Below are 26,280 nucleotides of genomic sequence, written 5' to 3' on the forward strand. Positions count from 1 at the left end.
TTTATGAAAGAAAGGATGATTAATCAATGAGCGAAAAGAAAACTTTTTACTTAACTACACCTATCTACTATCCGAGTGATAAGCTGCATATCGGACATGCTTATTCTACCGTAGCTGGAGATGCAATGGCCCGCTACAAACGTCTACGCGGCTATGATGTAAGGTATCTTACAGGTACAGACGAGCATGGTCAAAAGATTGAACGGAAGGCAGAGGAAGCAGGTAAAACCCCTCAGCAGTTCGTAGATGACATCGTTGTTGGCATTAAGGAATTATGGCGCAAGCTAGACATCTCCAATGATGACTTCATCCGTACAACGGAAGAGCGTCATAAAAAGGTTGTTCAGGATATTTTTGATCGACTGCTCAAACAAGGTGACATCTATAAAGGCGAATATGAAGGCTGGTACAGTATTCCGGATGAAACCTTCTATACAGAAACACAATTGGTTGATATCGTTCGAGATGACAATGGCGTAATCATTGGTGCAAAAAGCCCTGATAGCGGTCATCCGGTTGAACTGGTGAAGGAAGCGAGTTATTTCTTCCGGATGAGTAAATATGCAGATCGATTGCTGCAATTTTATGAGGAGAATCCGGAGTTTATTTTGCCGGAATCCCGTAAAAACGAAATGATCAACAACTTTATCAAGCCTGGTCTGGAGGATCTTGCGGTTTCCCGTACGACTTTCGATTGGGGTGTTAAGGTTAAAGGCGATGAAAAGCATGTAGTGTACGTATGGATCGATGCATTGACAAATTACATTACTGCTTTGGGTTACGGTTCCGAGGATCGAAGTCTGTACGATAATTTCTGGCCTGCTGATGTGCATATTGTCGGCAAAGAAATCGTCCGTTTCCATACGATTTACTGGCCAATCATTCTAATGGCGCTGGGTGAGCCTCTTCCGAAAAAGGTATTTGCTCATGGTTGGCTGCTCATGAAGGATGGCAAAATGTCAAAATCCAAAGGGAACGTAGTAGATCCAGTTACATTAATTGATCGTTACGGCCTGGATGCACTTCGTTATTACCTGCTACGGGAAGTACCGTTTGGTTCGGATGGTACATTCACACCGGAAAGCTTTGTAGATCGGGTTAACTATGATCTTGCTAATGACCTTGGTAACCTGTTGAACCGGACAGGTGCGATGGTAGAGAAGTATTTCGGTGGAGAGCTTCCAGCGTATGAAGGAAATGTAACAGCATTTGATGGTGAGCTTCAAGCTGCGGCAGAGAATACTTATGCCAAAGTAGAAGAAGCGATGGAAAAAATGGAGTTCTCCGTAGCGCTAACAGCGATCGGGATCTTTATCAGCCGCACCAATAAATATATTGATGAGACACAGCCTTGGGTGCTTGCTAAGGATGAGAGCAGAACAGCTGAGTTGGCTTCCGTAATGAGACATCTTGTGGAAGGTCTTCGCACCGCTTCCATTCTACTGCAGCCGTTCTTGACGCAAACCCCAGCGAAGATTTGGGAACAGCTTGGCATCGAAGTTGGTGAATTAACGACATGGGACAGCGGCAAGACCTTTGGTCTGATTCCGGCAGGAACAAAGCTGGTGAAAGGCAACCCAATCTTCCCACGCCTGGATGTGGAGCAAGAGGTAGCTTATATCGCCGAAGCCATGGGCGCTGGTAAACCGGCTGCTGAAGCGACCGAAGCAGCGCCTGCTGCTCCTGCGGTATCCGAGCCTGAGGAAGAGCATAAAGAAGAGATCGGCATCGACGATTTCGCCAAGGCTGAGCTTCGGGTAGCTCAGGTCATTGCAGCTGAGCCTGTGAAGAAAGCCGACAAGCTGCTGAAGCTGCAGCTGGATCTAGGTTATGAGCAGCGTCAAGTCGTTTCTGGTATCGCGAAGTTTTACACACCGGAAGAGCTGGTAGGCCAAAAAGTGATTTGTATTGTGAACCTGAAGCCAGTGAAACTGCGCGGAGAATTGTCCCAAGGGATGATTTTAGCGGCTTCTAAAGGTGATCAGTTAACCATCGCCACAGTTCCAGACAGCATGCCAAATGGAGCTATTGTGAAGTAAGATTCGTTATGTAGAATCTATATATGTAATTGTTATATAAGAAAGGGAATGCTCCTTCAGCCAGCTAGGCTGTGGGAACATTCCTTTTTTCAACGTATAAGCAGGGATAAAATTCAGAATCATCTTATTAGGATTTATTGTTGACTTATCGTAATGATTACTATTATACTTCTAATAGTAAAGATTACGATTTGAGAGGGAGATCAATTTAATGGTTGCTATGAAGTCACGAATAAGTCTGCTTATACTTGCATTGGTGCTTGTATTTACACTCACTGCATGTGGACCTAAGAGCAGTGGAAGTATAGTTGAAGGGAAAGTAAATGTTGTAACTACTTTTTATCCTATTTATGAGTTTACTCGGGAAATTGGTGGAGATGATATAAATGCCATTAATCTTCTTCCGGTTGGTGTAGAGCCGCATGATTGGACACCACGCAGTCAGGATATTGTCAATACCTCCAAAGCGCAATTGTTCTTGTACAATGGAGCAGGGCTTGAGGGATGGGTTCCTAATTTTCTAAAAGGACTTGATAGCAGCAGTAAAGTGGAAGCTGTTGAAGTAAGTAAAGGTGTTGATTTAATAATGACCGATGAAGATGACGGACATGATCATGGGGGAAGCGGCGAAGAGGATCATCACGAAGATGATGCTGATCATAATAGCCATTCTTCTGAGGACAGCCTTCATACGGACCCACATACCTGGGTAAGTCCGAAATCAGCGATCATCATGGCGCGCAATATAAAAGAAAGCCTTCAATCTGTGGACCCTGAGCATAAAGATGGTTATGAAGAGCGTTACAATAAGCTTGCTGAACGTTTACAGGCTTTGGATAGTAAATTTGAACAGGAGCTTACCAAGCTGCCTAACCACAAAATTGTAGTTTCGCACCAAGCTTTTGCCTATCTTGCCCGTGACTATAAGCTTGAGCAGCATGCGATTATGGGATTATCCCCAGACGCTGAGCCGCGTGGACAGGATTTAGTAAACCTGGCGAAGATGGTTAAAGAGGAGAAAATTCAATACATCTTTTTTGAAGAGCTTGTCTCCGATAAACTGGCTAAGACGTTAGCGGCTGAAGCTGGTGTGTCTACTATGGTTCTTAATCCGGTAGAGGGTCTTACTGCGGAGCAAGAAAAGAACGGGGATAACTACTTCACCTTGATGGAGAAAAATTTGCAAAATCTGATTATGGCTTTACAATAAAAAGGAAAGTATAAGGAAAAGGCGGTGCTAAAGCATGCAATCGGTATCCTTGGACTGCCATCAGCATATCATCGATATACAGGATCTTTCTTTTTCATATGGTGAACAGAAGGTGATCTCGAATCTTAACTATAGTGTAAGAGAACGAGACTTCCTTGGTATCATTGGTTCTAATGGCGCTGGTAAAACAACACTGATGAAGATGATCGTCGGTTTGCTTCCGGCAAGCAGTGGTGAAATCAAATTATTTGGAACGCCTGTCCGCAAGTTTAAAGACTGGGAACGGATAGGTTATGTTCCACAAAAGAACGCCTTCAACCCGCTGTTTCCAGCAACGGTGCGTGAAGTAGTGCTATCTGGTTTGTACAACAACAAGAATCTTATTCGAAGAGTATCTAAGGCTCAGCATCGTCAGTGCGAAGATGCACTTGAAGTGATGCGGATACAGGATATTGCGGAGAAAAGAGTAGGCCAGCTGTCAGGCGGTCAGCAGCAACGTGTATTTCTAGCACGTGCGTTGATCAACCATCCGGATCTGCTGATTTTGGATGAGCCTACAGTCGGTATTGATGCTGAATCACAAGCAGGATTCTTTGAATTAATTACACATATGCATGCCCATCATCATATGACATTCCTAATGGTGTCACATGATATTGACATGATTAAGAATTACTTAGGGAATGAACCTGTGCAAACGAACGGTAAGATTAACTTTTTCTCCCGTCATTCTCATGATTTGCAGAATTGTACAGAGGAGAACCTGCAGCACACGCTCTCTTAGGTCATAGTTAAACTCTGGTAGTAAAAGGGAACCTTCGATTATTGGGGGCGTACATAGAGCATCGGATATGTTCAGTAACCCCACCTCCTACGCCAGTTGCACTTGACGGGTGTCCAGAGGGCAGAGCCCTTTGGGCCCTCCCTTGGAAGGGAGGGTTTGGGAGGGATCGAAAAAAAGATTTTAATAAAAGCTTTAAAAAATGTTTCAATTGTTCTACGGAGGAGAGTTAAAGTTGGAAATTCTATTTAGCGATTTTTTTCAGCGAGCGCTTGCGGGCGGTCTTCTGATAGGCATTACAGCGCCGCTTATAGGCGTTTTTCTTGTGCTCAGACGTTTATCTATGATTGGGGATACGCTGGCTCATGTTACGATAGCCGGTGTGGCACTTGGTTTTTTGACAGGATTTTACCCGCTGGGAGCAGGTCTTATTTTTGCAGTGGTGGCTTCCTTCGCGATAGAGAAGCTGCGCAAGGCTTATAAGAGTTATGCAGAGCTCTCGATAGCCATAATTATGTCGGGCGGAGTGGCTTTAGCCTCACTCTTTTTCACTTTAGGAAAAGGTTATAATGCAGATGTTATGAGTTATTTGTTCGGTAGCATTTATACGCTAGACAATACCGATTTAATCGTAGTAGGGATCGTAACGATAGCAGTTGTAGTAGTAGTATCGCTGTTCTTTAAGGAGTTCTTCTTACTTAGCTTTGAAGAGGATGCTGCGAGTGTCAGCGGACTCCCAGTGAAGCTGCTTAACATGTTGATTACCATTCTGACGGCGCTTGTAATCAGTACTGCGATTAAAATTGTTGGATCTTTGCTAGTATCAGCTCTACTGACCATTCCTGTGGCCATCAGCTTATTGTTATCTCGAAGCTTTAAATCCTCAGTCATTCTATCCGTCATCATTTCGGAAATTGCTGTTGTAGGCGGACTAGTGGTTGCAGGAGTTTGGAATCTGGCCCCTGGTGCAACCATTGTGCTTTTACTCATATCACTATTAGTGTTGACTTTGATCGGTAAAAAGGGTTTGCCAGCATAAACAGCGAATAAAATATAGGGTATGCCCTGAAGTGATTCGAATGCTGGAAGGAGAGCCGCTACCTTGTCTAATATCAATGCAGGAATAGCCTTAGCAGCAGGGGTAGCATCATTTATATCACCCTGCTGCTTACCGCTTTATCCCTCTTATTTATCGTATATTACCGGATTATCCGTTCAGCAATTGAAGTCAGGCAGCAATACCAAAGAGGTCCGTATACGCACAATAACCCATACATTGGCATTTATTTTAGGTTTTTCAGCGGTTTTTTACACCTTAGGATTTGGTGCAGGACTATTTGGACAATTTTTTAATGGACAGCGTGATCTGATCCGGCAATTATCGGCGATTTTGATTATTGTGATGGGATTATTTTTGCTTGGGATCTTTCAGCCGCAATTTCTACTTCGCGAACGTAAGCTTGATTTAAAATGGAAGCCGGCGGGTTATGTGGGATCCTTTATTTTTGGGATCGGTTTTTCAGCGGGCTGGTCTCCATGTATTGGACCGATTCTGACTGCGATTATCGCACTTTCTGCAAGTGAGCCTGGCACGTGGTTTACGTTAATTACGGCTTATAGCATAGGGTTCGCATTGCCATTCTTTGTCTTAGCCTTCTTTCTTGGGGGAGCCAGACGTATCCTTAAATATTCAAATGTGCTGATGAAGATTGGTGGCGTTCTCATGGTATTTATGGGCGTTCTGCTCTTTACAGATCAAATGTTTCGGATCACAGTTTGGCTACAGGGAATCACACCAGATTGGCTCATTTTTTAAGTGAAATAATCAATTCCTGCTTCCGGAAAATGTTCGAATATCCGCTCTGTGATAAACTCTCGCAGGGCGGTTTGCTGTTCATCTGGATAGACATATTTATTTTGTCCCCAGCGTCCCCATTTCTTCTTACGCTTCTCCATGTCCATTTCTAGCTTGGATTTGGGGTAGCGCTTCTCTATAACCGTCTTTGCGGTTTTGGTGAATCGATGCTGAATCATTTCGAAGGTTAGTCCTTTTCCGATTTCAGGGGGAAGGGTCTGGGCTAACTTGGCCAGTAGCTCAGCATAACCTTCTTGCCAGCCGTCATACCAAATAATTGGAGCAATGATAAAGCCAAGTGGATAACCCGCCCGTGCTACCTTTCCAGCGGCTTCAATACGCTCCTCAAAGCGGGAGGTGGCAGGCTCGAAATTTTTGATTACATAATCTGCGTTGACGCTGAAGCGAACTCGGGTATGTCCGTTATGCTCCAAAGCAAGCAGTGGTTCAACATGTTGGTATTTGGTCACAAAGCGCAGGCGGCCAAAGGGTTCTTTTGCCATAAATGTAATTAGTTCTGCCAGAGAGCCGGTAATATGCTCAAGTCCTAAAGGATCTGATGTGCAGGCAGCTTCAAAAGTGGTGATTTCTGGATTGCGCTCCTCAATATATTTTTTGGCAGCATCTATAATGTCACCTGTGTTTACATATACGCGAATGTAGGGCTTTGCTCCTAAGGTAGTCTGCAAATAGCAATAATGGCAGTGCCCCATACAGCCGGTGGCAATGGGAATAGCATAATCAGCCGATGGCTTGGATTGGTCAAATTTCAAAGTTTTGCGTAGGCCGACAACAAGCGTTCTTTTGGCAATTTTATATTGCTCGACCTCAGTTTCACCAGGGAAATTCATAATACGATTATGTGATGTGGTCATACGATATGGGATATTGTTAGCTTTTACCCATTCCATTATTTTTTCACCTTTAGGGTAATTTAAAGCATTCGGTTCGAAGAAAACAAGCTCTGGAAGAAAAAGTGCAGTAGGTTTTCTGGGTCTTTTTACAGTAGAGGGCTCTGGCGTCACTATAGTCATAAATTCACGCTCCTTTTGAATGACGAGTATGTTTATTATGTCTAACTCAGCCCCAATAGAAGCATGGAAAACATGTGCAACTCATCTGTAAGTTCCTTTGAAGGACTTGCCAAGGTGCGTTAGAAACATGTATCATTGTTAGAGCAAGGTTTGGCCCGGCGCCATGCTCATTATAGAAAAGAGGTAAAGTTTAATGCCAACACCCAGCATGGAGGATTATTTGGAGCGCATATACAAGCTCATAGATGAGAAAGGTTATGCGCGGGTCTCGGATATTGCCGAGGGACTGGAAGTACACCCCTCCTCTGTGACCAAGATGATCCAAAAACTGGATAAGGACGAATATCTCATCTATGAGAAATATCGTGGGCTTGTCCTAACCAACAAAGGGAAAAAAGTAGGAAAACGTCTGGTTGATCGTCATCAACTATTGGAAGAATTCCTCGGATTGATCGGAGTACAGCAGGAATACATTTATAATGATGTTGAAGGAATCGAGCATCACTTAAGTTGGGATTCGATTACGCGTATTGAAACATTGGTAGAATATTTCCGCCGCGACGAAGAACGTGTACAGACTTTATATGCGATTCACAACGAACTGACAAGCGATTCTTGAAATGTTTTTCCCGAAACGGATACTGTCCTAAAAGTTATGCGCAGCAAGGCTTTCGTGAGCATAATCAGTGGATAGTATAGCCGTTTCTATTTTGTTTAGTGCAACCTTTCCCAGTTTTTAGCGTCAAAACGGATACAGTCCTTTTAAAAATATAAGAGAGTATGAGTTTTATTCGGTACTTCTTATATTTTTTGCAGAGACAGATACCCCCTTTTTAGAAGGAGGCATTCTCTCATCTGCTTGAAGGATTTATCCGTTTTTTCTTATTTTTTGGATACATATTTTTTAGATTTGGGGAGGAATTATGAATTATCGTAAATGGATGTTGAGCTTGTTAGTACTTATGTTGTTTCTGCCTTTATGGTCTCCTGGTGCACGCGCGGCAGCGGTGCAAATTACGATTGAACTGGATGGAGAGGCGCTGATTAGTGATGTGCCTCCGTATATCACAACGTCTAATGTAACGATGGTGCCAATAAGTGTGATCAGTAAAGGATTAAATGCCGGCGTAGTATGGAATCAAAATAGTAAGACTGTAACGATCACTCAAGGAGATACGGTTCTTAAGCTGACCAGTGGCCTGAAAAACGCATGGGTAAACGATACTTCGGTAGCGCTGGATACATCCGTGCAGATTAAGCAGGGGCGGGTAATGGTACCCATTCGTTTTGTAAGTGAGCAATTGGGACTGCAGGTGTTATGGGATCAGGTTAATAAGCATATTTCCTTGATCTCCAACACTGAACCACCACAATCTGTCGATCCAGAAACACCAACGACACCAACGACACCAACGACACCGACGACACCAACAGTGCCGACGATACCGACTATCCCTGGTGGATCGACTAGTAAGGAGATGAAGGGGGCTTGGATCTCTACCGTATTCAACCTGGACTGGCCTTCAACGTCTTCGGCAGGAAATGAAGCGAAACAAAAGCAGGAATTTGATAATTTGTTAGACAAGCTAAAGGCTGTTGGCTTTAATGCTGTATTTGTTCAGGTTAGACCTTCAGCAGATAGTCTGTATCCATCGACTTTAGTTCCTTGGTCTAAGGTATTGACGGGTACACAAGGGAAGAATCCGGGATATGATCCTCTAAGCTATATGGTCAGTGCTGCGCATTCCCGCGGCATGCAGTTTCATGCTTGGTTCAACCCATTCCGTGCAACGACGGATGCTTCCACCTCAGCGTTAGCAAGTAACCATGTGGCAAAAGCACATCCAGAATGGATTGTGAATGCCGATGGTAAGAAATACATTAATCCAGGTATTCCGGAGGCTCGCCAACATATCATCGACACGGTGATGGAAGTGGTTAAAGGTTACGATATCGATGGTGTCCATTTGGATGATTACTTTTATCCTTCAAATGTTACTTTTGCCGATGATGCTGCTTATTCTACCTATAATACGAAAAAGCTTTCTAAAGCTGATTGGCGCCGAGATAATATTAATGAATTTGTCCGTCAGTTGGGAGAACAGATTCATAAGGTGAAGCCAAAGGCTTCTTATGGCATCAGTCCTTTTGGAGTATGGCGAAATATTAAAAATGATAGTACAGGTTCGGACACGACTGCAGGGGTATCTGCTTATGACAGCATGTATGCGGATGTTCGGACATGGATTAAGCAGGGCTGGATTGATTATGTCGCTCCGCAAATTTATTGGAGTTTGTCCTTTAGCACAGCTCGTTATGACAAGTTAGTAGATTGGTGGGTAAAAGAAGTCGAGAATACGAATGTTAAACTCTACATCGGGTTAGCTGGTTATAAGGTCGGAGCCAGTGATCAAAAGGCTGAATGGCAAAGTGGAGATCAAATTATTAATCAGCTCAAATATAATGAGAAGTACGAAGAGGTTGCAGGTAGTATTATGTTTAGAGCGAATGACGTCGTAGTCCGCAATCCGTTCGGATTGTCGAGCTTACTGACCTTTTATTTTAAATCCTAATAGTTTAGCTGTTATTTATAAGGAGTCATGAATGTTCCCCCGTGCTCATAGATAAGCAATAGAATCTATGGGAAACGGGGGATTTTTGTGTATGGAGATTAACGCAGTATTTGAAGGAGGAGGCGTAAAGGGGATTTCTCTTGCGGGAGCAGTTGAAGCTACAGAAAGGGCAGGCTGGACTTTTAAAAGGGTAGCAGGAACCTCCTCAGGTTCGATTGTAGCCACTTTACTAGCAGCGGGCTATGAAGGGGAGGAAATGTGTCGGATAATCCAAGGAACATCCTTTTCATCGTTTCTGAAGCGAGGACCCATTTATAATACGGCTATCGTTGGTCCTGCACTGCGAGTGTTATTGAAGAAAGGATTATATTCTGGGGAAGCCTTGGAGTCCTGGATAAGAGCATTATTACTGAAAAAGGGGATCATCACCTTCCGTGATCTGCCTGCCGGTAAATTATCTATCATCGCATCTGATATCACAAATGGAAGGATATTGGTCTTGCCAGATGGCTTGGAGCAGTATGGGATTTCTCCGGAGCATTTTGAAGTGGCCAAGGCAGTGCGAATGAGCTGCAGCATTCCTTATTTTTTTGATCCTGTGATGTTAAGACTAAACGGGCAGGCAGCAAGAGGGAAATCCTTTGCCGAGCAGTTTGTGTATGTTGTAGATGGTGGGCTCTTGAGTAATTTCCCTTTGTGGCTATTTGACGGCAAGAATAATGGGAGCAAACAACCTGGGAGCAGAATTCCTACGGTAGGTTATCAATCGGTAGGTAAGACCGATCCACAGCCGCATAAAATTAGAGGGCCATTCAGTATGCTCCAAGCTATGGTAACCACCATGCTCTCTGCTCATGATGAGAAGTTTATTGAAGGGGATAAATTTGTTCGTACGGTAAAAATTCCTACGCTTGGGATTGGAACGACTCAATTTGAAATTACAAAAGCGCAAAGCGATGAAATGTATGCTGCTGGACTCAAAGCAGGAGAAGATTTCTTTAAGGAGTGGCGACCAAGATAACGAGCGAGGTATCCATATGAGAAAAAAGCATCCCGCACGTTACTAAAAACGTGGAGATGCTTTTTGGAGTTCTTATGAAGTTAGTGATACTTCGGAAGCTGATCATCATTTTTCCCTTTACTTCCTTCGATCACTTGGAAAGGATAGCTTTTGCGTTTGCCTGGTGCAGCTTGAGTCTTGCGAATTCCTGCTACCTTTGACATGGTTTTCTGGGAAGGCTTCACTTTAACCTTAGATCCACTGCTGCTACGAGCGTATTTGCCTGGTCCCATTTTTTTGTAAGCATAATAAATGATTGCTAACAGTACTAGGGGGAGAATCAGCTTCGACAGCGTAAAGAAGGGTTCAGTCAAGACTCCAATCACAAAACCGAAAATCGCAAGCGTAACCGTAATCCAAAAAATTAAAGCATGCCTGATCATAGATCACTCATCCTTTCGCAGGATCCAATATGCCGCCTGACACACTTGCCTCCGAATATCCTCTTGCTTCAATCGCAGCATCAAGCTCACGCATACGGTTAAAAGAGGCAATAGATACTTCTACCTGATCGTCTTTTGGCTCTTTGGTTGTAAGGAGTTGCAGCCACAATCCAGGGTAACCCAGATATTTAAGGCCTGGTACTTCTCTTACCGCATTGGTTCCCTTTAGAACTTCGAACGATACACCAATTACGACTGGCAACAAGATAATCCGTTGGATCACTCGTTCCCAAAGATTATCCCATGGGACTACGGAGTAAATGATCACACCGAGGATAATCGTCAGCATCATAAAGCTACTTCCACAGCGGTAATGCAGACGGCTGTATTTCTGAACGTTCTGAACAGTCAGTTCTTCGCCTGCTTCAAAAGCGCTGATGACTTTATGTTCGGCGCCGTGATACTGGAACAGTCGCTTAATCACAGGTGTTTGAGAAATCGCCCATAAATAGACCAGCAAGAGAATCATTTTGATGCCGCCTTCTATGAGGTTGTGCAGTACGTAGTTATCAAATACATTTTTAAATAAAAAATCCTCTACAAATACCGGAACAAGCGTAAAAATGAGCTTTCCGAACAAGAAGGAGAGAATACCCATTACAGCAACCCCAAAAATCATTCCAAGGCTCCAGCCCTCATCCTTTTTCTTCGGCTTCGCTTTTTCCTTCTCGATATCTTCCGGTTCCAATTCATCTTCAGCGTAGGATTCGGCTGAATAGTTCAAGTGCTTAGAGCCTTTAGCGCTGGCATCTATTATACTGACAAGGCCGCGAAGCAGCGGAATCTTGCGCAGTTTCGTGACCCAGCTCTTATCGCTTTTGGGTACTTCTAAAAATGTGATTTCCTGATTCTTGCGTCGCACGGCTGTTACATTGATATGCTTACCGCCGAACATGACGCCTTCAATGACGGCTTGGCCGCCGTAACTGGGAGTTTCCTGGGACAACCAATTCACCTTCTCGTCTTTAATATGATTTATATAATACATTGTAACTAATTTTTGAAGACATTACTAGTTGGATCGCCTTTTGCTGTACATACTATCTTCTAGAGTGAACGAGAGATAAATTGGCATTGAAAATAAAGAAAGCGAGGCAATTTCATGAGCAAATCTCATCAACAACAATCGGGGCATACAAATATTTGGCTTTTTGCACTCGAATTAGGTTTTTTTGCAGGATTAATTTGGGGTGGGCTTCATTGGCTAGTCTATTGGTTCAGTTTTACCAAAGTAAGCCCTGGCTTTATAGCAGAGCCTTTTTTCAGGCATGCGTTTTTGACAACAGCATTTGGACATTTCGTGGGATATATGATGTTTATTGTATTTTCGGTCATCGCCTCCATGCTGTATGTACTGCTTCTCCGCAAGCTGAAGGGACCTTGGCCAGGCCTGGTCTACGGCGTTTTATGGTGGGCGATTATATTTATTCCCGGTTCGCAGATGTTTCTTATGCAGCCCCCATTCAAGCTGCCTTGGAACACGGTCATTAGTGAGTTCTGCATTTTTCTGCTATGGGGAATGTTCATTGGATATACAGCAGCGATCGAGTATACGGACGAACGGAAGCGTGAGCAAAGTACAGCGCTTGCCTAACGGCGCGAAAAAACTTCTCAAGGGGATATCCCTATGTTAAAATACAATGTGGCTATTTCGAGAGGAGAATGAAAATGGGTAACAAGCGTGTCTCCAAGCTGCGTAAGGTTTTGCAGGATCAAGGATTGGATGCAATGTTGATAACTAGCGGTTATAACCGCCGCTATTTAAGTGGATTTACCGGATCGTCCGGTTATGTACTGGTGACAAGTGATGATTGTTATCTGCTGACTGACTTCAGGTATATGACACAGGCCGCGGACCAAGCAATGGGGGTTAAAGTTGTAGAACATACAACTAAGTTCATTGATACAGTTCGCGAGCTTCTGCCTTCTGGTAAAGAGGTGCGTATCGGTTTCGAACAGGATGATGTTTCATTCAGCGCGTACACCTCATATGCAGAAGCACTTAAGCCGGCAGTGTTAGTTCCAATTTCCAAAGCTGTGGAAGACCTTCGTATGTTCAAGGATGAGGAAGAGCTTGCCGTTATGCAACGTGCAGCAGATCTGGCCGATGCTACATTCAGTCATATTCTGAATGTGATCAAGCCGGGCATGACTGAGCGCGATGTTGATTTGGAAATGGAATTTTATATGCGTACCCATGGTGCAACTTCTTCATCGTTTGATACGATTGTTGCTTCAGGTGAACGCTCGTCCATGCCACACGGCGTAGCAAGCAGCCGTGTAATTCAAGGCAATGAATTCATTACCCTTGATTTCGGTGCATTACTTGATGGCTATTGCTCAGATGTGACAAGAACTATCGCACTCGGAGCACCGGATCCGAAGCTGAAAGAGATCTATGATATTGTGCTGGAAGCTCAGCTACATACTTTAGCACATATCAAGCCGGGTATGACTGGACGGGAATGTGATGCCTTGGCACGTGATATCATTGCTAGCTACGGATATGGTGAACAATTTGGACACAGCACAGGCCATGGACTTGGAATGGAAGTTCATGAGTGGCCGCGTTTGTCCAAACTTAGCGACGATATTATGCAGCCGGGGATGGTAGTAACTGTGGAGCCTGGTATTTATTTGCCGGGAATTGGCGGAGTACGTATTGAAGACGACATTGTGATCACGGAGAGCGGAATATCACTGCTGACCCATTCGTCTAAAGAATATACAGTACTGTAAGTAAGTGTGATGTATTAGATTGATTATAAATTTTGGAGGGATTTTTAGTGATTTCAGTAAATGATTTTAAAACAGGTTTGACCGTAGAGGTAGAGGGAGATATTTTTACCGTTATTGATTTCCAACACGTTAAGCCAGGTAAAGGCGCAGCATTTGTTCGTTCCAAGCTTAAGAACTTGCGTAACGGTAATACAGTAGAGCGTACATTCCGTGCAGGTGAAACGATTGGCCGTGCTATTATCGAAAACCGTGGTGTACAATATCTCTATGCCAGTGGATCGGACCACGTTTTCATGGATAACGAAACTTATGACCAATTCGAATTGTCCGAAAAGCAATTGGAATGGGAATTGAATTTCCTTAAAGAGAACATGACTGTAAACATCGTTAGTTACAAAGGTGAGATTCTTGGGATCAACCTTCCTACCAGCGTAGAGTTGAAGGTTGTTGAAACTGAGCCTGGCGTTAAAGGAAACACGGCTCAAGGTGCTACGAAATCGGCCAAGCTTGAAACCGGACATAGTGTTCAGGTTCCATTGTTCATCAACGAAGAAGACATCTTGCTGGTTGATACTCGTGAAGGTAAATATATCTCCCGCGCGTAGGAAACAGAACAATAACCTAGATATTACCAGAAGAGCCTCCCCGTTTATACGGTGGAGGTTTTTTTATGAACAGTAACGGATAAAGATGCTATGGAAACCTACATTAAAATACTGGAAGTTGAGTAAAATAAGCACAGCTGAAGGGTTGATGCTGACCTTATCTTTTTTTTCACAGCGGGGAAATTTAATAAATTTTTTATGAAACCATTAACGCAAGGCACTGTTTTCGTATTATACTGATTTAAAGCGGGAAACCGATTAGAAGCAACTACATAGACCGATATGGGGAGTGAATGGGACTTTGTCACTTTATGTTATGAAATTCGGAGGCAGCTCCGTCGGCGACACTGAACGAATGAAACGCGTCGCCAAGCGCATCGCAGACAAGCAAGATGAGGGACATCGCTGCGTTGTGGTTGTATCTGCAATGGGGGATACAACAGATGATTTGATCGATACGGCGAAGCAACTAAACGGGCAGCCGCCCGCACGTGAAATGGATATGTTGATGACGACAGGTGAACAAATCTCCGTCGCTCTATTGTCCATTGCCCTGCATGGGATCGGGCGGAATGCAGTTTCTTATACAGGATGGCAGGCTGGATTCCGAACAGACGAAACTCACGGCAGGGCTCGTATCAATGAAATTGACCCGCGTCGTGTATTAGCGTCTTTGGAGCGTGAACAGATCGTGATCGTTGCAGGCTTTCAGGGAATGACTGTGGACGGTGAGATCACCACATTAGGCCGCGGTGGTTCGGACACAACAGCCGTAGCATTGGCTGCTGCTATTCAAGCAGATGTATGCGAGATCTATACCGATGTAGATGGTATCTACTCGACAGACCCACGTATCGTGAAGACGGCACGTAAGCTGAAGGAAATCTCTTACGATGAAATGCTGGAGCTTGCCAATCTGGGAGCAGCTGTATTACATCCACGTGCAGTGGAGTACGCTAAGCGTCATCAAGTTAAGCTGGTCGTTAGATCGAGCTTTAATCATAATGAAGGTACCGTTGTGAAGGAGGAAACAAGCATGGAGCAGGGAATCGTAGTTAGTGGTATTGCATTTGATAAGAATGTAGCACGTGTCAGTATTCTTGGAGTTCCTGATGTACCAGGTGTACTCGCTCAGGTCTTCGGCAAGCTTGCTGAAGAGGGCGTTAACGTAGATATCATCGTACAAAGTGGTGTACAGAATGAGCAGGCTGACTTCTCATTTACAGTTTCTCTTGATGAGCTGGATCGGGCGAAGGAAGTTATTAAAGAAATTCATAAAACTTTGCCTTATCGTGAAGTTACCTCCGAGGATAACCTGGTGAAGGTATCCATCGTTGGTGCTGGTATGGTCAGCCATCCAGGGGTAGCGGCTCAAATGTTTGATGTACTCTCCCAAGAGGGTGTAAGCATCAAGATGGTCAGCACTTCTGAGATCAAAGTATCTTGCGTCATTGAATCAGGCAATTTGCCATCAATCATACAGGCGCTGCATACCGCCTACAATCTCGATACAACAGAGCAGGCTTTCGTCGGAGGTCCTAAAGATCGCCGATAAGGCCTGTGGGGAAATAAAAAGGGATGCTTACAGCTAAATGGCTGTAAGCATCCCTTTTTTTATTGTTTAGGAAATTATACAATACAAAAAATGTGGATAACTCCGAAGAAAGAGGAAGGAGGGGTGAACGTGAAGAAGCAGGAGACATGAAATAAACGAGGAGTCATCCGTCAGATTCTAAAAACCGAGCGGACCTTATATCCTCCGAAATGCATGTTTTAGTCGAGCCTACGGACAAATGTATGCGAAAAATCGAATACAATATGCCGCCGGTAACGTAAATGTGCCAATTGTATGCGAAAAATCGAATACAATGTGCCGCCGGTAGCGTAAACGAGCCAAATGTATGCGAAAAATCGAAAACAATGTGCCGCCGGTAGCGTAAATGTGCCAATTGTATGCGAAAAAACGAATACAAATGTGCCACCGGTAGCGTAAACGAGCCAAATGTATGCGAAAAATCGAATACAATGTGCCGACGGTAGCGTAAACGAGCCAAATGTATGCGAAAAAACGAATACAAATGTGCCACTTGTAACGTAAACGAGCCAAATGTATGCGAAAAATCGAAAACAATGTGCCGCCGGTAGCGTAAACGAGCCAGCGCTGTTATTCGCCCCAGATCACCGGGAAGGGGCTTGTTATTAGGGAATAAGTGCAATACGGTCCGTCCCTAATAGATGTGCTCATTTCATCGAAATAAAGCCATTCGGTCCGTAAGCGGAACCTCACTACGAAGGTGTATATGGATACGAGTATGGAATTACGGATGTACTCAGCTTGTAACTCTACCTCCAAGGACGACGTCAGGCGTTTTTCTTGTTTAGACTTATAAACCGAGTTTGTTGCGGTATTCCTGCGGCGTTATGCCATAATGCTTCTTGAATAGATGAATGAAATAGCTAGGTTTTTGATAGCCAAGCAAGGTAGAAATTTCATAGATTTTTTCAGGCGACTGCTCTAGTAAGAGGATTGCCTTCTCCATACGAACACGAAGCGTATATTCACTGATTCCTTCACCAGTTTCAAGCTTGTAAATCTTCGAGAGATATGAAGGATTCAGATATACGCTTGAAGATATAGTCTGTAGTGAAGCTGTACCAGGGTTCTGCGCGATGTAATCCTGTACCTTGCGGATAATGGAGTTTCGGGAATCCTTCTCCACACTGCTAACCGAGCGTCGGTAGCTGGCGATGACCCGTTCACTCCAGTTGCGTAGCTCATCGACTGTTTGCATAGGCTGCCCGCTAGTAACGGTGTAGAAATCTTCACCGATCGTGTCAGCCAGCCATTTTTTGGTGCGATGAATAAGAGAAGAAATGGAGGAGGCAATGGCGAAATAAGCTTCAAGGATATGCTCCTGTGAGTCTCGCCATTCTTCTTCCAGCTCTTTCAGGATTGCTGCCAGCTTATCGTTGGCTGCTTCCCATTGGCCCATTTCCAGCAGCAATCCGAGAGTCGGCGTTAGGTAGAGCTCATTTAGCTGCTGCATTTCACCGCGGTTTGGTTCCTTGGCTAGTGAAATGAACAATTCGGTATCCCTTCCGATGAAATGCCTGAAACTCGCCAGTGAGGACTGATACATGGTCCGGATATCTTGCGGAAATTGGCCTCTTTTACTCGTTAGAACGGATACGCCTACCTTTAAGTAGGATTTAGCCGCACGTTGGAGCTGAAAGGCCTGTGTTTCAATCCAGACATCGAGTTCCTCTTCTTCGCTTATCTTTGTTGATTCAATCGTATTTGGAAGGGACTTGTCTGACAGCAAGCAGACGATAAATCCGTGCATATCTGTACAATGCCATAACGCCATACGGGGGCCGAACAGCTCAGCAGCAATGTTAGTCAGTGCATATTCAATGAGTGTCTCATCACTTTGATCGTACTCACCTTCTGTTGTGTCTATCCTCAGCAGCATCATGCTGTAGGAAGTGCCTCTGGCAATGGGAACTTCATACATTTGAAGTTTTTTGGAAAGTGGACCAATGGCCGGGTCCTGCTTGCCGGTAATCAGATCCCTCAGTAGATATTCCCGTAGCTTAGGCAGCTGTTCTCTAAGCGTATAATTAATTTTTTGAATCGAAATGATTTCTTGCCACTCTTGTTCAAGCTCGTCTAGTGCTTTGCGAACGGCGCTCATTAATTCTTCGTCTTCAACTGGTTTAAGGAGATAATCGCTGGATCTCAGCTTCAGCGCCTGTTGACGAAACCGATTGGAATGGCAGCATATATGTTGAGCCAATCACATTTACAACGGTTAAGGCCATTGGTAATAACTATTACTATAAAACCGGCGAGAGTATGGAGAACAACGTTCTTAACACTTAAATGAAAGATAATCTGGGCATTGATGTGAAATATGATTGGGTTGTCACCGACACCAACCAAGCCTATCAGACGAAGATTAGACTTATGTTGTCTTCAGGTGATAAAATGCCGGACGTGATCACTTACCGCGGCGATATGGAAACGGTCAATATGCTGATTGACTCCGGACAGTTTACAGATGTTGGTGGTTTGATCGACAAGTATGCTGGCGATGTATACAAGAAGGGTATGGAGCTTAACCCGGATACATTGTTACCAGTAACACGCGATGGCAAAGTTATGGCGCTTCCGGTTCTGGATTACGCTTATAATGACGACATGGTTCTCTGGCTGCGTCAAGATTGGATGGATAAGCTGGGTCTGCAGGCTCCTAAGACACTTGCTGATTTTGACAACATCATGGACGCTTTTGTAAACAAAGATCCTGATGGCAACGGTAAGAAAGATACCCTTGGTCTCGCAACCGGTTTTAAAAGATATCAGCTGGTTGTTCGGTGATTTCGGCACCATGCCAGAACAATGGAACAAAGGTGCAGATGGTACGCTGAGCTATGGCTCGATCGATCCAGGTGCGAAGCAAGCACTGTCTACACTGAAGACATGGATGGAAAAAGGTTATATCACTAAAGATGCAGGTCTTGTCGATGAAAATGGTGGTTACGAACAATTCACTAAAGGTCAAGCGGGTGCAATTGTAGGCCGCAACTGGCTTCCAGACTGGCCGTTTGGTGATCTGCTGAACAACGTACCTGGTGCAAAATACAAAGCTTATGCAATTCCTGCCGGTCCTGATGGCAAAATTGGTACATAAAGTGGTAACCCGTCTGTTAACGGATGGATGCTGATCAATAAGGATTCGAAGCATCAAGAGGCACTGCTGCGTTATTATAACTTCTTATTCGATAACTGGGCGAATCCACAAAAAGGTGGCATTTTCGAAAATGGCTTTGCTGAAGGTTATGACTATGCCAAGCAAGCAGATGGTACTGTAGTTAAAGATCCGGCGAAATATCCGGATCTATTCCCTGGCTATGGCGACCGGACACATTTAGTTGAACCGATCTACTACTCTCTTACCTTTGACGGTGCCCGTGAGCCGGGATTGTACGCAGAGACGATGAACAAACTGGCAAACGGTGGTACGCCTGAAACACCGTATGAGATCGCTACAGCTGCGGTTCGTAAACCGGAGAATATTGAAGCCATGAAGATCGTCTTGGAGCAAAAGGATATTCGTATGAAGAATTACTTCCAAGGACCTCTGACTGAAACCATGAAATCCAAAAATGAGCTATTAAAGAAATTGGTACTTCAAACGTACTCCAAGATCATTTACGGTCAATCCCCTATCGAAGAGTTCGATACGATGGTGGCCAACTGGAAGAAATCTGGCGGTGATGAAATTACTAAGGAAGTGAATGACTGGTATATTTCCGCTAGTAAAAAATAAGCAAATAGCATCACTTATAAATGAAAAGGAACGCTGCAGATTTGAATGCAGCGTTCCTTTTCATTTATATAACAGCAAGGGAGGTAGATACATGAATTTATCCTAATCGTTTGAACCGGCCCTGAATCTCTACAGTCTCCACAACATTGACGAAGGAGCTTGGGTCTGCCTCAAGAATAGTTCTCCGCAGATTTGCAAGTTCATACCGAGTCGTTACTGTCATTAGCATGGTATTTCCCTCATGACTGTATCCACCCTCTGCATTGACGACAGTGATGCCATGAGGTAACTCTCTGAGACGGGTCAGCATCATCTCCCGTTCTTTGGTAACGATAAAGCAGGTCAGCTTCACATGGCGAATATGGATCATATCGACTACTCTACTCTTTACAAAAATACAGAGCATAGCGTATAAGGCGGAATCCCAGCTTTTAAAGAAGCCTAAACTCAGAATAACTAATCCATCCATTAAGAACATGATATTCCCCATGGGAATATCCCGTTTACGTGAAATAATCGAGCCTAATATATCAAATCCCCCAGAAGAGCCCCCAGTACGGAGAGAAAACCCAACGCCCCCAGCAATAATTACTCCGCCGAAAATACTTGCAAGAATGGGGTCCTTGGTCATTTGCACCTCAGGAATAATGGTAATGAACCAGGTGGTGGCCACGACGGAAAGCAAGCTTAGTAAGATGTACTTTTTCCCCACTGCAATAAATCCCCAGACAATTAAAGGAAGGTTTATTACAAAATAAAGCTTAGAAATGTACTTCGGATCCGTTAAATAACCGACGACCGAAGCCACCCCTGCTACCCCACCGCTCAGAAGCTGATGAGGAATTAGAAACAATCGCATCCCGCTTGCAATTAAAAAGGCTGAAAAAATAATGATAGCTACTTCCTTGAGTGGTCTGACTACGGTCCGCATGTTTTGCGGTAACCCGTAACTTCGAACTTGCATGACACAAATCCCCTCTTTTTCTTATGTCTTTATAGTCTGCTCTTTTTGAAAATATAAACCCACTATATTTCCAATTAACAAGGATACCACAGATGGAAGTGTTCGTAAAAAATAATTTTATCGTACTGATTATATTTATTTATATAGGTGTGTACTATGAACTCTTTCACAGTTGGACTTGCAATTCTGTCATTTCTCCTTGTCTAAAGTGAGTAATTATCGCATATCCATGGATAAGAGAAGGACAAACAAGCCCTGAATATCATTCTGTGTGAAATAGTAAAAGTTAGGAGTGGAGTGGATTGGACAAGTATGTAAGCTGGATGGCGACTCTTCGGCTGTTCTCGGGTAGTGCGGAGATTATAGCTGCACTGATTATGCTGCGGTTGAATCAGGTAGACAAGGCGCTTGCAGTCAATTCTGGACTAGCTTTGGTAGGCCCGACGATCTTGATATTGACGACAGCGATCGGACTTACAGGGATGGCTCAGCAGTTGTCCTGGAGCAAACTGGGCTGGGTCGGTTGCGGTGTAGCCTTTCTCTTAATCGGGATTCTAAAAAAATGATAGATGATAGGCATATTGAGCGCGTACAAGCATAAATATGGAATAAAGCAATTAGATAGAGGACAACTTGGGGGTACTTTGTATGGCAGATGATTGGTTGCAATTGTTTCCTGAAAAAGTAAGAGCACTATTAAAGTGCCTTCCCCTTCCGCTACTTGGAATGGTGGAAGAGATTCGGGTCCGTGAAGGTCGTCCGCTGGAGATTAACTATTCAGGTAAATATCACTTTCTTAGAGCAAATGGCAGCGTAACGCAAAGGCCGGAAGAAGCCTATAGGCCGGATCGGGAGGACACTCATAGACTGCTAGATCTGATCAGCAACCATTCACTATATACGATGGAAGAAGAGCTGAGAAAGGGATTTATTACGATTCCTGGCGGCCATCGAATAGGACTTGCTGGTCGGACGGTGCTGAGTGGTGGTGGTGTGGAGCATCTACGCGACATTACAAGCTTCAATGTCCGCATAGCCCGTGAGGTTCCCGGAGTCGCGGATAAAGTGCTACCTTATCTGCTGGACAAGGGGAGGCAGCGAATGATGCACACCTTGATCCTCTCGCCTCCACAGCACGGGAAGACAACTCTTCTTCGCGATATCGCAAGACAAATCTCCTTAGGAGATTTGGGGAAACGTGAAGGCGGAAGACCCGGTTTGAAGGTGGGGATTGTCGATGAACGTTCTGAGATTGCCGGAAGCAGACGCGGGATTCCCGCCTTTGATGTTGGTCCGCGCACAGATATCCTCGACGGCTGTCCCAAAGCTGAAGGCATGATGATGATGATTCGTTCCTTGTCACCGGATGTATTGATCGCTGATGAGATTGGTCGTCCTGAAGACGCTGAAGCAGTCACTGAAGCGCTGCATGCTGGAATATCAGTCGTTGCTTCGGCTCACGGTAAAGAAGTAATAGAACTGGCTCGTAGACCCGGGCTTGGCGGGCTATTGGAACAAAAGATGTTCGAAAGATACGTCATTCTGCATCGCTCAGAAGCAGGACTCTCCTTTCGTGTTCTGGATGGACAGAAACGCGGATTACTTCTTATCTCACCCGGGGATCGATTAGGTGGTGATTTACATGCTTAAGCTATTCGGTGCCGTTCTGATTGTGCTGGCTGGTACGCTAGCAGGGCTCCAATTTGCAAAACAATATGCAGACAGGCCAAGACATATCAGAGGCTTGATAGCAGCGCTACAGCGGCTGGAAACAGAAATTATGTACGGCTTTACCCCATTGCCTGAAGCTATGCGGCGCATTGGGATTCAGTCTAAGGAACCGCTCAAAACGTTGTTTATTAAAACAGCTGAGGAGATGAGCCCACCCCATGATCGAAGTGCCCAGGATGCCATTCAGAGGGCTATGGACTCGCATTGGAAGTCTACCGCATTGAAGGGGACAGAAAAAGAGATTCTCCGCCAGCTCAGTTGTACTCTCGGTACAAGCGATAGGTCCAATCAGAGCACTCATATCGCGTTAGCATTGCAGCAATTGAAGCAGGAGGAGTCGGTGGCCAGAGAGGATCAAGGCAAATATGAAAAATTGAGTAAAAGCCTGGGTCTGCTGCTTGGAGCATTGATCGTCATTTTGATCTTTTAGCGAGGTGCCAGGAATGAATATTGAAGTCAATGCGATTTTTCAAATTGCCGGCATTGGCATAATTATCGCCATGATACACACGGTGCTTAAACAGATGGGAAAAGAAGATTTCGCACATTGGGTTACCGTAATCGGGTTCGTCGTTGTGCTATTTATGGTTATTCGAATGCTGGACGGACTGTTGCAGGAAATAAAAACGATCTTTCTTTTTCAATAGGCGTGCTATGGAGATCATTCAAGTTGTTGGAATAGGGCTGATATCGACCATATTGATTCTCGTGCTGAAGGAACAAAAACCGATGTTTGCCTTTCTCCTCGCTACTGCCACAGGGATTCTGATCTTCCTGTTTCTAATCGGCAAGATTGGAATGATACTTTCCACACTGGAGCGGGTGGCAGAGTCATCGGGGATGGAAATGATCTATTTGAAGACCGTGTTCAAAATCATCGGAATTTCATATATCGCTGAATTTGGAGCACAGATTGTGCGTGATGCAGGGCAGGAATCGATTGCTTCCAAAATAGAGCTCGCCGGAAAAGTCCTCATTATGGTACTAGCTGTACCCATTATCAGCATCATTATTGAAACGGTCATGAAGCTGCTACCTGCTTAAAGCAATTGAAGGAAGTTAAGCAACGATTAGGGAGGAGAAGTTATGCAAAAGTGCAGTGTTTTTCGTCCTCCAAAATTAAAAATAATACTGTTGCTGCTTCCATGCTTCTTCATTCTATGGTTTGCAGGTACAGCTCAGGTGGCCAAAGCTTCTCCAGCAACTCCAGCACCTGGATCGGGGAACTCCTCCCCAGTAGACCAGTGGGTCAAGGGTCAGGTGAACAATCTGCCAACAGATAAGGTGGAGTCGTACTGGGATCAACTGATGAAGGATTACGGAGGTTTTTTTCCAGACGGGGCAACACCATCACTTATGGACATGCTGCTTCCAGGGGATAAGGGACTCAGCTTACAAGGTGTATTATCTGGGCTTCTTGGATTTATGTGGCATGAGGTGCTGTACAACGGAAGGCTGCTGGTCACGATTGTCATGGTCAGTGTGCTCAGCATGATACTGGAGACGCTACAAACCGCTTTTGAGCGAAAAACGGTCAGCAAGGTGGCTTATACGCTCTGTTATATGGTAGTGCTCGTTATTGCCGTGAACAGCTTCAATATCGCTATAGGTTATGCGAAGGATGCTATCGACCGGATGATTGATTTTATGATGGCCATGATTCCGCTACTGTTCGCGTTACTAGCTTCCATGGGGAACATTGTTACCGTCTCGGTCACACATCCACTAATTGTTTTTATGATTCATACCGTTGGCACACTGATCCACACCATTGTCTTTCCACTATTATTCTTCTCGGCGGTGCTGCATCTCGTAAGTGCATTGTCGGAGAAATACAAGCTGACCCAGTTGGCGAATCTGCTAAGAAATATCGGAGCTGGATTACTAGGAGTACTGCTCACTGTGTTCCTCGGTGTGATTTCAGTCAGGGGAATTACGAGTTCAGTGACAGATGGTGTTACGATCCGGGCCGCTAAATATATTACAGGCAACTTTGTTCCGGTCATCGGAAAAATGTTCGCAGATGCAACAGACACAGTGATCTCAGCTTCACTCCTGGTGAAGAACGCTATTGGGCTATCCGGAGTGATCATCATTTTGTTCCTTTGCGCTTTTCCGGCGATCAAAATTCTGGTGCTTGCTCTGATCTACAATGTAGCTGCTGCTGTAATGCAGCCATTAGGAGAGACGCCGATTGTGGTCTGCCTCCAGACGATCGGAAAAAGTATGGTGTACGTATTCGCTGCTTTGGCAGCTGTATCGTTAATGTTTTTTATGGCCGTCACGATCATGCTAACCGCTGGCAATTTAACCGTCATGATGAGGTGAGCTTGAAGGCTATGCTAACAAAACTTAGCGGGTGCTTACGAAGCTAGTTTTGTACGAAGAAATTCTCTGAAGGCTATGCTAACAAAACTTTTAGGAGGGAAACGATGAGCTGGTTGGGCGATTGGCTACGAGAGATCATACTTGTCGTGCTGCTAGCATCATTCGTTGAATTACTGCTCCCAAGCAAATCCATGGAGCGTTATGCAAGGCTGGTGCTGAGCCTCCTGATCTTGCTTACCATGCTTAGCCCGATCGTTTCTCTCCTTAAAGGTGACGCAATAGCCGAGCTGAGTATAGCCATGGGGCGTCAGGAGAAAGAGGGAGGCTTATTCACAGGAGGGGGAAGTGGAGATCCCTCTTTGGAAAAGATTCTGGCAGATGGTCAAAAGCTTGCGCAAGGGCGACAGGATCAAAGCTTAAAGCTGGCCGCAGAAGAGGTTGCTGAGCAAATGAGGGAGCAGATCATAAGCGAGACCGGCAAACGCGGGGTTAATGTCACTGTAACGCTCGGCATGGGGAAATCCGGCGGCTCCGGTAATGAAGATATTCCTGTCATCTCTGCAGTGAAGGTCTCAATGTCCCAAGCAACAGCTAATTCCATAGGGGCTTCCGGTAATTCCAGCGCAGCTGCTGCTCCGCCGATTGCAATCGCTCCTGTAGAGCCTGTAGAAGTAAAGATCGGTACGAATCCAGAGAATGGATCAGCTTCTGCAGATGAGCCCAAAGCAGTGAACGGAAATGTAACAGAAAATAACACGCCTTCAAGTGAAACGGAGTCCATCGTAAAGCTGTTGGAACAAAAATGGGATTTGGATCCCAAAGTAATCCAAGTAGATGGCGGCGTTGTGAATAACGTCAAGTTATGAGTCTGTAGCTTCTAAACTATCAATGTTAGGAGGGATAGGAGTGGGCAATTGGCTGAAAAAGCTGGAGCAATGGGCTGGGGGTGGGGCTGGCAGTCCGAAGAGAAGTCATACTTTCCGCTGGCTAATCATTCTGGGTCTGCTGGGTGCAGCGATTATGCTGTTTAATTCCTTCGTCAATGTGAAGAAGATTGATAACGAGAATACGGGGCGTGAGCCACCGTTGAATCAGTCCTCCCAAACGGCGCTGGTGCAGAGTGATCCTGGAGCGACTAACTCGTTCGAGAGTATTGAACAGACACTGGAGAACCGGACGAAGGAGATTTTGGAAAAAATCGTTGGTGTCGGTACCGTTGATATCATGGTCACTGTGGAATCCACGGAAGAAATTGTCGTGGTGCGAAATATGAACGACTCCCAGCAGCTTAGTGAGGAGACGGATGCCAGTGGTGGAAAACGTCACACGACACAATATACGAGGGATGGCGAAATCGTAACCTACTCGCAATCGGGTGATGAAACACCTATTGTGACGAAGCGGATTAAGCCTCAGGTACGCGGCGTACTGGTAGTTGCCAAAGGTGCAGAGAACAAAGTCGTTCGTGGACTTATCGAGCAGGCTATCGAAAAAGGCTTGAATGTCCCAATTCAGCGCATTTCAGTAGTACCACGCAAACAAGAGTAGCAGGAGAAAGTCAAGAAGTGAGTGCTTCCGAAGCAGC

General features: G+C 44.8%; 28 protein-coding genes. 23 read left to right on the top strand and 5 right to left on the bottom strand.

All coding sequences use genetic code 11. The features are described from left to right. The first annotated feature begins 26 nt into the window (after window positions 1-26). The 5 genes from metG to PAENI_RS22220 all read left to right on the top strand — a co-directional run bounded on the left by metG (window position 27) and on the right by PAENI_RS22220 (window position 5,846). Window positions 27-2,039, top strand: coding sequence for a methionine--tRNA ligase (gene metG, locus PAENI_RS22200; protein ID WP_149646734.1), 2,013 nt, complete (start codon window positions 27-29; stop codon window positions 2,037-2,039). A 220-nt stretch (window positions 2,040-2,259) separates the two neighbouring features. Next, complete coding sequence (locus tag PAENI_RS22205; protein WP_262495690.1) at window positions 2,260-3,249, top strand: metal ABC transporter solute-binding protein, Zn/Mn family; 990 nt, start codon at window positions 2,260-2,262, stop codon at window positions 3,247-3,249. A 34-nt stretch (window positions 3,250-3,283) separates the two neighbouring features. Next, window positions 3,284-4,033, top strand: coding sequence for a metal ABC transporter ATP-binding protein (locus tag PAENI_RS22210; protein WP_042190495.1), 750 nt, complete (start codon window positions 3,284-3,286; stop codon window positions 4,031-4,033). A 232-nt stretch (window positions 4,034-4,265) separates the two neighbouring features. Next, window positions 4,266-5,069: a metal ABC transporter permease gene (locus tag PAENI_RS22215; protein WP_042194307.1), complete on the top strand. Its 804-nt coding sequence runs from the start codon at window positions 4,266-4,268 to the stop codon at window positions 5,067-5,069. 63 nt (window positions 5,070-5,132) lie between these two features. Beyond that, window positions 5,133-5,846: a cytochrome c biogenesis CcdA family protein gene (locus PAENI_RS22220; RefSeq protein ID WP_042129852.1), complete on the top strand. Its 714-nt coding sequence runs from the start codon at window positions 5,133-5,135 to the stop codon at window positions 5,844-5,846. Here the strand turns inward: PAENI_RS22220 and splB are convergent. Continuing rightward, complete coding sequence (splB, locus tag PAENI_RS22225; protein WP_149646736.1) at window positions 5,843-6,919, bottom strand: spore photoproduct lyase; 1,077 nt, start codon at window positions 6,917-6,919, stop codon at window positions 5,843-5,845. The two genes, PAENI_RS22220 and splB, sit on opposite strands and share 4 nt — an antisense overlap. Before the next feature lie 193 nt (window positions 6,920-7,112). On the opposite strand from splB, the gene mntR reads away from it, so the two are divergent. The 3 genes from mntR (at window position 7,113) to PAENI_RS22240 (ending at window position 10,513) form a co-directional block, all read left to right on the top strand. After that, window positions 7,113-7,538, top strand: coding sequence for a transcriptional regulator MntR (mntR, locus tag PAENI_RS22230; protein ID WP_042190488.1), 426 nt, complete (start codon window positions 7,113-7,115; stop codon window positions 7,536-7,538). 304 nt (window positions 7,539-7,842) lie between these two features. Beyond that, window positions 7,843-9,492: a family 10 glycosylhydrolase gene (locus PAENI_RS22235; RefSeq protein WP_149646737.1), complete on the top strand. Its 1,650-nt coding sequence runs from the start codon at window positions 7,843-7,845 to the stop codon at window positions 9,490-9,492. Window positions 9,493-9,583: 91 nt separating this feature from the next. Continuing rightward, window positions 9,584-10,513, top strand: a complete 930-nt coding sequence (locus PAENI_RS22240) for a patatin-like phospholipase family protein (protein ID WP_149646738.1) — start codon at window positions 9,584-9,586, stop codon at window positions 10,511-10,513. An 80-nt stretch (window positions 10,514-10,593) separates the two neighbouring features. On the opposite strand, the gene PAENI_RS22245 is transcribed toward PAENI_RS22240, so the two are convergent. Next, window positions 10,594-10,935 (bottom strand): hypothetical protein, encoded by a 342-nt coding sequence (locus PAENI_RS22245; RefSeq protein WP_042190481.1) that lies wholly within the window; start codon window positions 10,933-10,935, stop codon window positions 10,594-10,596. A 7-nt stretch (window positions 10,936-10,942) separates the two neighbouring features. Continuing rightward, window positions 10,943-11,890 (bottom strand): DUF1385 domain-containing protein, encoded by a 948-nt coding sequence (locus PAENI_RS22250; RefSeq protein WP_371916578.1) that lies wholly within the window; start codon window positions 11,888-11,890, stop codon window positions 10,943-10,945. 207 nt (window positions 11,891-12,097) lie between these two features. Between PAENI_RS22250 and PAENI_RS22255 the strand changes: the two genes are divergently transcribed. From PAENI_RS22255 to PAENI_RS22270, 4 genes are all read left to right on the top strand, one after another. Continuing rightward, window positions 12,098-12,589, top strand: a complete 492-nt coding sequence (locus tag PAENI_RS22255) for a YqhR family membrane protein (RefSeq protein ID WP_076284474.1) — start codon at window positions 12,098-12,100, stop codon at window positions 12,587-12,589. Window positions 12,590-12,663: 74 nt separating this feature from the next. Then, complete coding sequence (locus tag PAENI_RS22260; RefSeq protein WP_076300855.1) at window positions 12,664-13,734, top strand: M24 family metallopeptidase; 1,071 nt, start codon at window positions 12,664-12,666, stop codon at window positions 13,732-13,734. Window positions 13,735-13,781: 47 nt separating this feature from the next. Beyond that, a complete protein-coding gene (efp, locus tag PAENI_RS22265; RefSeq protein WP_042190473.1) occupies window positions 13,782-14,339 on the top strand; it encodes an elongation factor P in 558 nt (185 codons plus the stop codon). Between the two features lie 301 nt (window positions 14,340-14,640). After that, window positions 14,641-15,894: an aspartate kinase gene (locus PAENI_RS22270; protein ID WP_042190470.1), complete on the top strand. Its 1,254-nt coding sequence runs from the start codon at window positions 14,641-14,643 to the stop codon at window positions 15,892-15,894. Window positions 15,895-16,723: 829 nt separating this feature from the next. On the opposite strand, the gene PAENI_RS22275 is transcribed toward PAENI_RS22270, so the two are convergent. Beyond that, window positions 16,724-18,034, bottom strand: coding sequence for a helix-turn-helix transcriptional regulator (locus tag PAENI_RS22275; protein WP_223178988.1), 1,311 nt, complete (start codon window positions 18,032-18,034; stop codon window positions 16,724-16,726). Between the two features lie 188 nt (window positions 18,035-18,222). Between PAENI_RS22275 and PAENI_RS22280 the strand changes: the two genes are divergently transcribed. From PAENI_RS22280 to PAENI_RS22290, 3 genes are read left to right on the top strand one after another with little or no spacing between them, the layout of a single operon-like run. Next, window positions 18,223-18,720 (top strand): extracellular solute-binding protein, encoded by a 498-nt coding sequence (locus tag PAENI_RS22280; protein WP_149646741.1) that lies wholly within the window; start codon window positions 18,223-18,225, stop codon window positions 18,718-18,720. Between the two features lie 10 nt (window positions 18,721-18,730). Next, window positions 18,731-19,033 (top strand): type 2 periplasmic-binding domain-containing protein, encoded by a 303-nt coding sequence (locus PAENI_RS22285; protein ID WP_149646742.1) that lies wholly within the window; start codon window positions 18,731-18,733, stop codon window positions 19,031-19,033. A gap of 27 nt (window positions 19,034-19,060) precedes the next feature. Further along, window positions 19,061-19,672 (top strand): type 2 periplasmic-binding domain-containing protein, encoded by a 612-nt coding sequence (locus PAENI_RS22290; protein WP_149646743.1) that lies wholly within the window; start codon window positions 19,061-19,063, stop codon window positions 19,670-19,672. A 97-nt stretch (window positions 19,673-19,769) separates the two neighbouring features. Here PAENI_RS22290 and PAENI_RS22295 read toward each other — a convergent pair whose 3' ends face one another. After that, window positions 19,770-20,636: a YitT family protein gene (locus tag PAENI_RS22295; RefSeq protein ID WP_081382878.1), complete on the bottom strand. Its 867-nt coding sequence runs from the start codon at window positions 20,634-20,636 to the stop codon at window positions 19,770-19,772. Window positions 20,637-20,938: 302 nt separating this feature from the next. Between PAENI_RS22295 and PAENI_RS22300 the strand changes: the two genes are divergently transcribed. The 8 genes from PAENI_RS22300 (at window position 20,939) to spoIIIAG (ending at window position 26,243) form a co-directional block, all read left to right on the top strand. Then, a complete protein-coding gene (locus PAENI_RS22300) occupies window positions 20,939-21,202 on the top strand; it encodes a YqhV family protein (protein ID WP_371915730.1) in 264 nt (87 codons plus the stop codon). 82 nt (window positions 21,203-21,284) lie between these two features. After that, a complete protein-coding gene (gene spoIIIAA, locus PAENI_RS22305; RefSeq protein WP_076284476.1) occupies window positions 21,285-22,286 on the top strand; it encodes a stage III sporulation protein AA in 1,002 nt (333 codons plus the stop codon). Beyond that, entirely contained in the window at window positions 22,279-22,797 is a 519-nt protein-coding gene (gene spoIIIAB, locus PAENI_RS22310) for a stage III sporulation protein SpoIIIAB (protein ID WP_042190466.1), read from the top strand. The genes spoIIIAA and spoIIIAB overlap by 8 nt, the downstream gene beginning before the upstream one ends. 13 nt (window positions 22,798-22,810) lie before the next feature. Next, window positions 22,811-23,014 carry a stage III sporulation protein AC gene (gene spoIIIAC, locus PAENI_RS22315; protein ID WP_036682849.1) on the top strand — a complete coding sequence of 68 codons (204 nt, stop codon included), beginning with the start codon at window positions 22,811-22,813 and terminating at the stop codon, window positions 23,012-23,014. A gap of 7 nt (window positions 23,015-23,021) precedes the next feature. After that, window positions 23,022-23,411, top strand: coding sequence for a stage III sporulation protein AD (gene spoIIIAD / locus PAENI_RS22320; protein WP_042129828.1), 390 nt, complete (start codon window positions 23,022-23,024; stop codon window positions 23,409-23,411). A 42-nt stretch (window positions 23,412-23,453) separates the two neighbouring features. Next, window positions 23,454-24,695, top strand: a complete 1,242-nt coding sequence (spoIIIAE, locus tag PAENI_RS22325) for a stage III sporulation protein AE (protein ID WP_149646744.1) — start codon at window positions 23,454-23,456, stop codon at window positions 24,693-24,695. A gap of 104 nt (window positions 24,696-24,799) precedes the next feature. Next, window positions 24,800-25,561 (top strand): stage III sporulation protein AF, encoded by a 762-nt coding sequence (gene spoIIIAF / locus PAENI_RS22330; protein ID WP_149646745.1) that lies wholly within the window; start codon window positions 24,800-24,802, stop codon window positions 25,559-25,561. Window positions 25,562-25,601: 40 nt separating this feature from the next. Next, window positions 25,602-26,243 carry a stage III sporulation protein AG gene (spoIIIAG, locus tag PAENI_RS22335; RefSeq protein WP_042190462.1) on the top strand — a complete coding sequence of 214 codons (642 nt, stop codon included), beginning with the start codon at window positions 25,602-25,604 and terminating at the stop codon, window positions 26,241-26,243. The last annotated feature ends 37 nt before the right edge of the window (window positions 26,244-26,280 follow it).

The organism is Paenibacillus sp. B2(2019) (assembly GCF_008370385.1).
Classification (GTDB): Bacteria; Bacillota; Bacilli; order Paenibacillales; family Paenibacillaceae; genus Paenibacillus_AQ.